Here is a 10769-nt window from a genome sequence, read left to right on the forward strand (position 1 = left end):
CCGGTCCCATTCCGAACCCGGAAGCTAAGACCCACAGCGCCGATGGTACTGCACTCGAGAGGGTGTGGGAGAGTAGGACACCGCCGGACACCATTTAGAAAACAAAAAGGCTTGAGCCCCGCACACCTTGCGGGGCTCAAACCATTTAACACCCGTTACCTTTCTTTGGGCTCTCCACTTAACCGGACTTGTGCTGGCGGGAGCTTCGCCAGGGCCGGTTGGCGCGGGGTCGGTCAATGCTGGGCGGGTGCCCGGTGACGCCCGGCGGTTGTGGCGGTTCTCGGCGCGGCCGTGGCCGCGTGATCAGCTGCCGGTAGCGCACCGGATCGTGGCCGACCGCGAGCTGCAGTACGCGGACGAACACCAGGCCGCGGCTGCGGGAGGTGCGGCGGTTGAACCGGAAACAGAATTCGTCCAAGTACCCGGCCAAATGGTCGGTGCTCACCGCCCCCTGGTGGGTGCTGGCCAGCTACCGCTTGACCAGCGCGGCGACGCGATGCACGCCGGGCAACAGCTTGCCGACATCCTCGCCGAGAGCCTTGGCGGCGCGTTGGCTGCGCCGGTCATGGGTGTAACCGGCCTTGTCGATGCCCAGATAACCGGACCAACCGTCGGTGATGACCGTGGAGCCCAAGGTGACATTGTCGGTGATGAACTCAAGCAGCGTGGTAGCCGAGGCATCGTCGATGATGCGCATTCGACACCGGCCGAAACCCTTCGGCTCGGTGACCTCCACAGCCACTATGACCAGCGCCTTCTTGCCCTTGGCGCGGCCGCCGGTAAGGCCAGGCTCCTGGCCGCCGATGTAGGTCTCGTCCACCTCTACCCGGCCGGACAGCAGCTCCCGGCCGGGCCGCACCAGCACCGACCGCAGCCGGTGTAACATAGCCCACGCGGTCTGGTACGAACCGATCTGCAAGGTGCGCTGTAATCCCAACGCCGAGACGCCGTCCTTGGCCGTGGCGAACGACCACACCGCCTGGAACCACACCGTCAGCGGTGTGCGCGTCCTATCGAAGATCGTGCCCGCCGTCACCGAGGTTCGATGCGAGCACTGTGCGCACTTCCATCTACCGTCGCCAACCTGCCAACCTGCCAACCTGCCAACCTGCCAACCGCCGACGTGACCGCATTCGTCACAGACGAATCCGTCCGGCCAGCGCAACCACGCCAAATAGTCCAGGCAGTCCGCGTCTGTGGCGAACCAGGCCAGGAACTCACCCACCGACCGCGGAAAGTCCCGGCCGCCGCGGAGCACAATCACAAGATAAATTCTTGTCCGGTTAAGTGGAGAGCCCTAATGCGAGTAATTCATCTGGACCGCTCTTGTGTCTCAAGGGCCAACCTTGAGTGAGGCCCGGAATCGGGAGAATTACCTGCTCAGCTGATGTGAACGCCGGTGCGTCTCACGGCCTCAGCCAGGTCGGGGTCATTCACTGTGAACCCAGATCCGCTGCAAGTACAGCCGGCGTTAGGCGCCGCAATAAAGCCGGCGTAGCAGTAATCGCCGTCGGAGAATCCGAATTTTGACGGATACCTCAGCCCGGCCGGCTGGGAGCCATCGTCGAGCCGCTGCGCTCGGATCCACTGTGCGACAGAGGTCGTCAGCCCTCTGTCATCGCCGGTCAGGTCCGCAACCGACATGCGGCCGACCGCGGCGATCCCGGAAGCCTTGATGGCAACAACTGTGTCGGGGTGGGTCAGGTCGATCCATGGACGGGACGGGAAATCGAGGCGGTATATTTCACGGTCGAGCCGCCAGTCAGGGTCCATCCCGTCCACTGGCATGCCTGCGCTCCGCAGGCCCGACAGCAGTTCGTTGAGTCCCAGGCCCAGGAACCGGGCCTCTTCAGCCATGGCGGCGTATTCTCGAGCGGATGGTGCCTTAAAAGCCAAGGATTCTGTGAACGCGGTGACTCTGAGGTCCGCGCCATAGATGGTCAGGCCCGGAGTGTCGAACCTGCTCCAATCGCGGCGGTCAACAACTGGATCGGCCGGGCGCTCCTTGGGGTTCAGCGGGCCGCGTCCGGGCCTGGCGACGGAGACGCGATACATGGTGACGGGCCCCTCGATGATGGAGAGGCCCGTCTGCGCACATGAGCGGCGGGTCATCCGTCGTAGGCGTCTTCCAGCAGGGCTTTAGCCGCCGCTGCCGTTTCCTGGAATCGGTCTTCCCGGATTGCCTTTAGGGGGGACTCATAGCCGAGGCGGGGGTTGATCGACATGGCCCACGCTTGCGCAACGCGCAGTCCTTGGGCGCTCTCTACTTCCTCGATGACGTCGTAGGCGAACCGAAGGCGCTGCTCTGCCGGCTGGGTCGGGTTTAGCTCTCCTCGGGCCCACTTACGGACCTGGCCGGGGTCTTTCACTCCTGCGAGGCTCGCAACGAGCTTCGATGTGAGTGCCTCGCAGAGCTCCTGGACGATGTCGGAGGTCTCCATGAAGACGGACCGGACCCGATGCCTTGGTCCTCCTGGTGCAATCGACATAGCCCTCTCCATTTCTCTTGAAGTCCCAGCATACGACGGAAGGCGCTCTTCATGCCAGACTCATGCCAGTGTTTTGCCAGAATTATGCCACCTGGCACGTGTAGAAATTAGGGGTATGGGCGAAGCCCCGAAAGCAAGCGAAACGCTTCTCGAGCATGGCTGTCGAATTCTTCCCGTCGGCCAGTCGGAGACCTGCCCGCAGAATCTCGTCGTGTTGGCATTGAAACTTCTCACCGTGGCAGTTCCGGTACGGATCGCAGAAGCACATACCAACTGCCGTCCCACATGGGAACGCCGAATGACCAACTTCCGCGGACGCTTTAGGCCAGGACGTTGGGTTGGTCGATCAGCCACAGCCATGTGCCATCCGGTTGACGGTGGGCCACTTCCGCGGTGGCGCCGTTGGGGATACATGTGGATGTCAAAGCCAGGTCGCCGTTGCGCAGGGCAGGTCGTTGGTCACCGGCAGTGAACGTGGGCCCGTCAGCGAGCAACTCTTCATAGAATCGACGGATAGCCCGGTGACATGTCGCCACCTGACCAAGCCCAGTCGCCAGCACCGCGCCGGGTTCGTAGAGAGCCACCAACCCCTCGACGTCTCCGGCATTGGCCCGCTCGACGAAGTACCGGCTCAGGTCCTCAGGCTGCATGGCACTCGCGCGCTCTGCTGCGACACTCATTTCTCGAACCTCTCAATCGCGGTCGGGAGTCGAGCTGTCGTTTTCAGAAGTCGTCTGCACAAATTTCAGTACTCGCCCGCACGGCACTTCCATGTCCGTTTGGGGAACCCTCTACGGGACGCGTGGTGGTCATCGCATCCGACGGTCATACTTGCTTGTAACCGGCCGAATACGCTTCGGCTACAGCTGCTAGGAGCATCAGTGGGACACATTGGATCGTATGCATGGGAGCTGCGCCAGAAAGTTGGTTCCCGTCAACTGCTGCTGCCGGGAGCACAGGTTCTGGTTCTGGGCGCCCACGGCACCGCGCTTTTCCAGCGCAGGGTCGACAACGGCGTCTGGGAGCTTCCCGCCGGCGCCTGCGAGCCCGGGCAGAGTTTCGCAGCCACCGCCGTCGCCGAACTGTTTGAGGACACCGGAATCCTGGCCAGTTCTGCGGACTTGGTCGCGTTCGCCAGTCTTTCCGAGCCGGAGCTTCATCAGTTGGAGTATCCGAACGGAGACAAAGTACATGCTTTGCGCTGTGTTTTGTCCTGGAAAGGTGGAAGGGGAATGTTAAGCCGGAGAAATCAGAGGTCAGCGAGATCGCGTTCTTCCCGTTGACGGAAGTACCCGCACCAACCCACCCGCCGACGCTCGAAGTGATCCGGCTCTATCGGCGATACCGGGAAACCGGTGTGTTCCAAGCGCGATAACGAGGCAAGGATCGCTCCGTACTGGCAACCCAGAGCAGATCAAGGCATCAAGGCTGTGCGCTGACCTGGACCTGCTACTTGCCGCAGCGCTAAATGACATTCTGGTGCCCCGATAGCCGATCCTTTACCGGACACCCGTCTGGGGAGGCAATTAGGTCCGTCGCGGTGGCTCTCTCGGCCGGGCTTCCGGAAGAATCGGTCCATGGTCGAGATCAGCATCGCGACGGTCACGCTCAAGACCAAAAGCTCACTGGTCATGAGGCGTGGTTAGCGATCGGAGTCACAGCGGCGATTAAGGTGTGCATCTCATCGACGGCAAAGGGAGCCTGAAGTCGCAGGTCGCCCGGGCCAAGCAGAGGGTTGGGCTTGTCTTGGACTTCGTCAAAGTCCCGGCCGAGGACAAGAAGCGCCAGAATGCTAGAAGCCAGCACGACGCGTATAGAAACCCGCGGGGCCTCCGTGGGCTGGATCATTTCGAAAGCTAGATTGAGGCCATGGTCCCCGCCTCAGTTATCGTGAACTATCCCGGCGGGCCGGATCCGATCTGGTCTCTCCTCATCGGCGCCATCGGCGCCGTCCTCGGCGGTGCGGCCGCCATCCTCGGAGTTTTCTTCACGCAGCGACATGAGAACAAGCGGAACATTCTTGCTGAGCGACGACGTCGGAGGGATGACAAGCTCGCGCGCCTGCGGACCTTTTACGTGCCGTATGTCGACTTTTCCATCGTGGTCCGACAGGTCATGAGGGAGAAGGCCTTCATCTACGCGGGCGAGACGATGGAAACGCGCAACCAGCGGCACGACAAACTCCTCGGGACGGCCATGAACCGAGTCGTAGAGGTTTAGGGTGCCGCAATCCTCGAAGAAGGCTCTGACGCCGTTCTGCGAGCTGCCGGCGACGCTTACATCGCCCTCGATACCTACCTGCGCAGCGTGCGGAACGACTACGAAGAAAAGGGAACCGCATATGCCCAACAACTCAAGCAAGAGGCCGACGATCTAGCGCAGAAAGCCGAATCCCTCGAGCAAAATGGTGCGCGACGACATCAGGAGCAAGGACGTTGAGATCGAGAAGTAGCTGCATTGGTTGATTTTGACGCCTATTTCGCCGGCGCACGGGAGTGGTTCTTTCTCCCGAGCGGTGTCCGTTATCCGGTCCTTCGTCGGTGCGTCCCGGTCAACGGGCCCCTGGGGCTCCCCCGCGAAGCGATCAAGCGCCTCAACGGTTTGGACGAGGCCGGCGATTGCGGTGTTTATCTCATCCTTAGACACAGCCCGGTACGGACGCGCCAACTTGTCTTTGACATCTCTTCGTCTCGGTGGCGGTGTCTTGTACCCGCTCGGTTCGGCCGCATCGGCCACGGACCAGGCCCGGTGTACTAGGTCGTTCCGCGCCTGGAAGGCCTTCTCGGCTTGGTCCAGAAGATGCACACCTTTGTTGCGGTAGTGCCACTCGTAACGGTGCGGCTCGCTGTCCTCCTTCCCTGTGTCCAGCGAGTCCAGGATTTCCTTACAGTCTTTGAGGTTCTGAGTCACGTTTGGGGACGGGCCCTTCTTGCTTGCCGCCGCAGGTCCCTTAAGCTCGATCCGCAGGTTTCAATCTTGTGTTCGGCCAACGCCCCGACCATGGCAATAAGCCCGACCCAGACAGCCAACTCTTCGGAGACTGACGCGCCAAACAAGCCCGCCGGGATTCCGTATTTTGCTAGGTCTAAATTTGAGGAAGAGTCCGCGCTGTCCATATTGAAAGATTACGACTGCAGGACCGTTGCGGAGAGATTGGACCCTCGCTTTGCGACCCTCATTTTCCCCGCCCGTTAGCCGGTCCCTCAGCGGCGGAAGAAGCCTGGTACCGGGACATGTTCCTTACCGAGTCACCTGAGGCTCAGGAATCACACGACCAGGCCACAGCGGCCACCAAAGCGGCAGAGAAGCATGAACGTTTAGCTGACCGGGCCGCACTGCGCGCCGGACTGGCCTACGACTCCGCCGAACGCCAGGAGACCCTGTCCGCGAAGATGCGCGCCGCCGGTGCCCCCGAGAAGGGCATCCAAGCGCGGCAGTTCGCAGAATCCCAGCAGAAACACCCCATCAGCCACGCCGCCGCCGGGGAAGGAAAGACCGTGAGTAAAGTCCGGGCCGACTCACCGAAGAAGAACCAGGCCAAGGGTAAACAGATCTCCCGATAGCTGCCGGGCCATGCAGCCGGGAACGACCGATCTGAACCCACTCGAATGGATACACGGCGAGGAGCCACAGGAATAGAGAAGACCGACGCCGACAGGAAAGAACCCTGAGATCCGCCACGGCGGAGAGCAAGCACGTCCCGGTATTGGTCGACCGTGAGCGCAGCCCCGGCTCAGGCTGACCTGTGCGAGGAGAGGATGATGGCCTTCTGTGCCTGGAACTCTTCGTCGTTCAGGATTCCTTTCGCGTGAAGTTCAGACAGGCGCTCAAGCTGTCCGATGACATCGATTGCTGGTGCTGCTGAAGGCTGCGGGGGTGTATGTGCGGCCTGGGCTGCACGGATCGCGCGAATGAGTGAGTCACCCTGGCCGTGTCCGAGTGCTGTGATTGCCGCCTTCGTTCCGGAGTGGTTGATGGTAAGGGTTTCGCCCCCGAGCGCCTTCTTCAGATCGATTGCCTGGATGGCTCCGAGTGAAAAGGATGTGAGATCCTCTGACCCGATGCTTTTCTCCAAGAAGAGCAGCCGGCGGTCTGTTGCGGCGGCGATCCCTGCCTTGTTCTCGAACCTTCCAACACCGATGGCATTCACGGTTTCACCGCGGTCCAGAACGTTGGCGAGGTGAGCAATTTCCTTACGGCCGAAAATGCGAAGGGCCACATGACTCGCCGCTTCCTGTATTCCATGATCATCCAGCAGGCCTTCCGGTAGGCCCTCGGAGATCTTGATCAAGTGCTTGTAGTGCTTGTTCCCAAGTCCATCGACACGCCATTCGATGTGAGTCCTATCGGCATCGGGAGTGATGGTTCCGTTAATCTTCGCGCCCCATTGGTGCTGAGAAGTGCCTGAGGGACGTCGATGGCGATTTCGCCCGGGCCTAAAGATTTCACGGTGAACTTTGCCTGTTCAACAGCCTGCGGAAGCACCTCGAGGGCTGTCTTGTTGTCAGTGAGCGGGGTCCATTGGACTGTTCGGGAAATCGTCGCCATGCCAGAACTGTAACCCAAATCAACGCCGTTAAATCAGGCGAATTTATTCAATCACAAAACTCGGAGGCTCCTGCGTACTTGTGGACGTGTAAAGGGGCCGCCGCAGAAAACGGAAAAATTCGTACGCAAAGGGCGCGTGGAGCCAGGTAGCCACTGGACTGCAGCTTGTCGATGGAATCTAGTCAAAGTCCGTCCGTAGGGGGAACGCGCTGTGGGACAATTTCGCGGCTTGCCAGCCGCATGCACACTATGCGGCGGTACGAAAGTTGCAGGGAATGCGGTTTTCTTCTCGTATGGCGTGAGTTCGGGCTCCTTGCGGGTCCGCAGAATACCGCCCAAGGCAGCCATTCATCGGGCTATCTGCAGGGTGAACGTGAAGTCGGTCGCGCCAGTGTCGGTTGTCGTGCTGCGCCCGGTTCCGTCGTGCACGCTGGTGACGGCCAGTCCAGCGGCTTCGGCCAATTCCTGGGATCCCAACGGCGTGTACCAATGCAGTACCCACGTCCGGTCTTCGGCCACGCTGTCATCGTTTCTGTGCTGCTCATACCGAAAGATGCTTTGTTGAATGCGCGATTCCTCATCGCGGTTCTCGGGGAGCACTGAAAAGCGAAGGACCGCTCCGTCCTCGGCGATCGCTTCGCGCGTCTTGCCCAGCTGGTCGGCTGGAGTGGGAGAAGGGATGAACAAGGGCACCAGGGCGGCCCCGTCTTCTGCGAGGTGGCGCCGGATGCCCTTCAGCGCGAGCAGCGCGGCCTCGTCGTTTGGAAGCAGCGTGAACGTCGGGCCTGCCAGGAAAATGATTGGTACTTGCGCGGTAATTCCATTTCTTCCATCCGCTGCTGGAAGAGTGTGACGTCGAGACCCTCGTCGGCTGCCCTTCGGGCGCACCGGGCGAGCATGTCTGCCGAGGAATCAACGCCGTCGACGTCGAATCCCCGCCGCCGTAGGTCAAGGATGGGTTCACCGTCACCGCTACCGAGTTCAAGTGCCGGTTCACCGGTCCGGGTGATGAGATCCGCGGATGGTTCGTACGAATGGTTCGTTGACTTCAGTTGTTCATAGAGCTCGGCTACAATGCCGGTATAGAAATTTGAAGGATCCATACTGCCGATTCTGCCAAACAATTTATTCTTGAGAGTGCTTGTTGGAAACGAGTATCTTCGCAGGTGCAGCGTCGTCAGGAACTGTCGACCCTCTTGGGGAACCCTCAGAGGGACAGCCACTCATCAGTGAATGGTGCAGCCCTTTCAATAATCCGACCACAGACGCACAACAACGGCCTGCCGCCGGAAACACCAAATATCAGTATCAACGTCCCAGATCCCTGACACACCTCATTCCCCTAGCCGTAGGCTGGGAATCACAGGGCCCGTCAACGGGGAAGGTGCAGTCATGAAGATCCTCAACGTCACGCTCACAGTCCGCGACCTCGCTGCGGCTGTGAAGTTTTACCGCGACATCTTGGATCTGCCTGTCGACGAGAACACGGATCACGCAGTGGTTAACGCCGGCTCGAGCCGATTGTCGTTGATTCAAGGGGACGCGTTCGACGGCGTCCACCACCTGGCCTTCGGAATCCTGCCCTCGGAGTTCGAACAGGCCCACGCTTGGCTCAGCGCGCGGGTCCCTCTACTTGTTAAAAACGGCCAAGAACTCTTTGCCAGCTCAGGCGGGTGGGACTCGCGATCGGTGTACTTTATGGGACCGGACGACATCATTTTGGAGTTCATCGCCCGCGATGCAGACGCCAACGTTAAATCGGACTATAAAGAAAACCCGCGCATCCTCTCGATCAGCGAAATAGGAATCGCCGTTGCCGATGTACCGGCAGCGGTTAAGATGCTGTCGGACGAACTGGCATTGCCGCCGTTTTTCGATCAAGACGAAATCTTCGCCCCGCTGGGAAACCACGATGGTCTGCTGATCTTGGTCCAGCAGGATCGCATCTGGTTCCCCACCAAATCGCTGCGCCCCGCCCGCGGTCCCCTATGCGTCAGCATCGAGTCAGCGATCGAGAACACACGGCTGGACGTAACCTCGGCAATATCAATCACCACAGCCCACGGCAGGCACTAAAACGAAACACGCGCCGCATCGTGATCGTGGGTTGGCAGCACGCGCACCCCGTTGTGAGGTGTATTACGGATGTGAGACAGGCAGAATCGCATTTCTCAGAACCATAAATGAGTTGTCTGACGACACAACCCTAGATGGCCAAGTCCGCGCCCCGGGCCGGGAAGCGGTGGGCTGAAGAGATCTTCACCGCTCTGGGTGAGCAGAGCGTAGTCGTGGCCGGCACCGGCGCCGCCAGCGTCGTGCTGCCCCAACTCGCAGCACAGCTGACCCAACTGCGCACCTCCCGTGCCGAGGTCCTGACCCGAGTTGAGACCATCGTGGAGGCCCATCCTCTTCACGAACTCCTGGCGTCCCTACCGGCGGTCGGCATCAGGACGGCAGCACGGATCACTACCGAAGTTATCGGTGGAATTCAAGACCGCCGGGCACCTGGGATCCTACGCCGGACTCGCGCCGGTGACGTGGCGCTCCGGAACCTCGATCCGGGGAGACCACTCCTCAAAAAAGGGCAACAAGATCCTCAAACGGGCGTTCTTCCTCTCCGCGTTCGCGTCCTTGAAAGACCCCGTCTCACGGGCGTACTACGACCGCAAACGAGCCCAAGGCAAACGACATAACCAGGCCCTGATCGCCCTCGCCCGGCGCCGCTGCGACGTCCTCTTCGCGATGCTACGCGACGGCGCCCTTTACGAGCCGCCCACGGTCAAAGCCGCCTAAAACAGCAGCTCGACAGTCAGCCGCCACACGCCGCCGACCGCTACTTCCTGCCCAAAAAACGGGAGACCCCAGTTTCCGAAAAACTACCCACAAAGCTTGACAAAGAACATAGGGACACCCCCCCACCATCCCAACACCCGCCACCGCGGCACCGACCGACTTCATTTCAGATCACGTGCCCCGGCGCCGCTGCCGGGTTAGGGTCGGTTCATGCCGGATATCCTCACCAAGCTGCCGCAGTTCCTGACGGAGCTGGCGGGCGTGCTTGCAGCTGACTGCCTTCAACCGACGCCGCGGTCCTGCGGGCCTATGCCACGGATCAGAGGCCGGTGACGGATGTTCAGGCCGTGGTCAAGCTCGCGTCGGCATACGGCGTCGCCGTCGTATGCCGCGGCGCGGGAACCGGTGTTTCCGGCGGCGCACATGCCAGCGACGGCTGCGTCGTGCTGAGCCTGGAGCGGATGAACCGGATCCTGGAGCTGAATGCCGCCGAGGAGGTGGCCGTCGTGGAGCCGGGTGTCATTAATGCGGATCTGAATGCCGCCGCGGCCGACTATGGGCTGATGTTCGCGCCGGATCCCGCGTGCTACCGGCTATCCACCGTCGGCGGCAATATCGCCACGAACGCAGGCCGTCTGCGTTGCGCCAAAAATGGCGTGACGCGGGACTCCGTGCTGGCGTTGGATGTGGTGCTGGCCGATGGGTCGCTGATCAGTACGGGGCACCGGAGGTTCAAGGGTGTCGCCGGTTACGATCTGACGGGGCTGTTCGTCGGTTTCGAAGGAACTCTAGGAGTCGTGGTCGCCGCGACAGTCAGACCCGGATCCGCGAGTAGTGGCTTTTTGAGGCCGGAATTCTGGCGGGGGCGTGAATTTCGGCAACTTTTGGGTCCGGGCATGACAAAAGCCCGGTTGTCGTGTCGGGTGGGCGGAGGCTCCA

General features: G+C 61.0%; 11 protein-coding genes, 1 rRNA gene and 3 pseudogenes. 7 read left to right on the top strand and 8 right to left on the bottom strand.

From position 1 onward, the window contains the following. Positions 1 to 89, top strand: a 5S ribosomal RNA gene (gene rrf / locus QMG52_RS20745); the annotation flags it as partial. Positions 90 to 178: 89 nt separating this feature from the next. Here rrf and QMG52_RS20750 read toward each other — a convergent pair. The 4 genes and pseudogenes from QMG52_RS20750 to QMG52_RS20765 form a co-directional block, all read right to left on the bottom strand. Continuing rightward, positions 179 to 1273: pseudogene (locus QMG52_RS20750) on the bottom strand (IS1595 family transposase). Positions 1274 to 1380: 107 nt separating this feature from the next. Then, entirely contained in the window at positions 1381 to 2112 is a 732-nt protein-coding gene (locus QMG52_RS20755; RefSeq protein ID WP_283562314.1) for a hypothetical protein, read from the bottom strand. Further along, complete coding sequence (locus QMG52_RS20760) at positions 2109 to 2489, bottom strand: hypothetical protein (protein WP_283562315.1); 381 nt, start codon at positions 2487 to 2489, stop codon at positions 2109 to 2111. The genes QMG52_RS20755 and QMG52_RS20760 overlap by 4 nt, the downstream gene beginning before the upstream one ends. 320 nt (positions 2490 to 2809) lie before the next feature. Next, positions 2810 to 3169 (bottom strand): YybH family protein, encoded by a 360-nt coding sequence (locus QMG52_RS20765; RefSeq protein WP_283562316.1) that lies wholly within the window; start codon positions 3167 to 3169, stop codon positions 2810 to 2812. A 201-nt stretch (positions 3170 to 3370) separates the two neighbouring features. Between QMG52_RS20765 and QMG52_RS22515 the strand changes: the two genes are divergently transcribed. Beyond that, a complete protein-coding gene (locus tag QMG52_RS22515; RefSeq protein WP_502920588.1) occupies positions 3371 to 3772 on the top strand; it encodes an NUDIX domain-containing protein in 402 nt (133 codons plus the stop codon). Between the two features lie 586 nt (positions 3773 to 4358). Next, positions 4359 to 4709 carry a hypothetical protein gene (locus QMG52_RS20775; protein ID WP_283562318.1) on the top strand — a complete coding sequence of 117 codons (351 nt, stop codon included), beginning with the start codon at positions 4359 to 4361 and terminating at the stop codon, positions 4707 to 4709. A gap of 153 nt (positions 4710 to 4862) precedes the next feature. Here QMG52_RS20775 and QMG52_RS20780 read toward each other — a convergent pair whose 3' ends face one another. Further along, positions 4863 to 5399, bottom strand: a complete 537-nt coding sequence (locus QMG52_RS20780; protein ID WP_283562319.1) for a hypothetical protein — start codon at positions 5397 to 5399, stop codon at positions 4863 to 4865. 323 nt (positions 5400 to 5722) lie between these two features. On the opposite strand from QMG52_RS20780, the gene QMG52_RS20785 reads away from it, so the two are divergent. Next, positions 5723 to 6052 carry a hypothetical protein gene (locus tag QMG52_RS20785; RefSeq protein WP_283562320.1) on the top strand — a complete coding sequence of 110 codons (330 nt, stop codon included), beginning with the start codon at positions 5723 to 5725 and terminating at the stop codon, positions 6050 to 6052. Positions 6053 to 6222: 170 nt separating this feature from the next. On the opposite strand, the gene QMG52_RS20790 is transcribed toward QMG52_RS20785, so the two are convergent. From QMG52_RS20790 to QMG52_RS20800, 3 genes are all read right to left on the bottom strand, one after another. Continuing rightward, on the bottom strand, positions 6223 to 6780 hold the full coding sequence (locus tag QMG52_RS20790) for a PH domain-containing protein (protein WP_283562321.1): 558 nt from the start codon (positions 6778 to 6780) through the stop codon (positions 6223 to 6225). Between the two features lie 605 nt (positions 6781 to 7385). Continuing rightward, a complete protein-coding gene (locus QMG52_RS20795) occupies positions 7386 to 7730 on the bottom strand; it encodes a hypothetical protein (protein ID WP_283562322.1) in 345 nt (114 codons plus the stop codon). A gap of 41 nt (positions 7731 to 7771) precedes the next feature. Continuing rightward, positions 7772 to 8140: a class I SAM-dependent methyltransferase gene (locus QMG52_RS20800; RefSeq protein ID WP_283562323.1), complete on the bottom strand. Its 369-nt coding sequence runs from the start codon at positions 8138 to 8140 to the stop codon at positions 7772 to 7774. Between the two features lie 289 nt (positions 8141 to 8429). Between QMG52_RS20800 and QMG52_RS20805 the strand changes: the two genes are divergently transcribed. The 3 genes and pseudogenes from QMG52_RS20805 to QMG52_RS20815 form a co-directional block, all read left to right on the top strand. Beyond that, positions 8430 to 9113 carry a VOC family protein gene (locus QMG52_RS20805; protein WP_283562324.1) on the top strand — a complete coding sequence of 228 codons (684 nt, stop codon included), beginning with the start codon at positions 8430 to 8432 and terminating at the stop codon, positions 9111 to 9113. A 134-nt stretch (positions 9114 to 9247) separates the two neighbouring features. Next, positions 9248 to 9830, top strand: a pseudogene (locus QMG52_RS20810) (transposase); the annotation flags it as partial. A gap of 275 nt (positions 9831 to 10105) precedes the next feature. Beyond that, positions 10106 to 10648: pseudogene (locus QMG52_RS20815) on the top strand (FAD-binding oxidoreductase); the annotation flags it as partial. Between the last annotated feature and the right edge of the window lie 121 nt (positions 10649 to 10769).

The organism is Paenarthrobacter sp. PH39-S1 (genome assembly GCF_030063245.1).
In the GTDB taxonomy this organism is placed as follows: Bacteria; Actinomycetota; Actinomycetes; order Actinomycetales; family Micrococcaceae; genus Arthrobacter_M.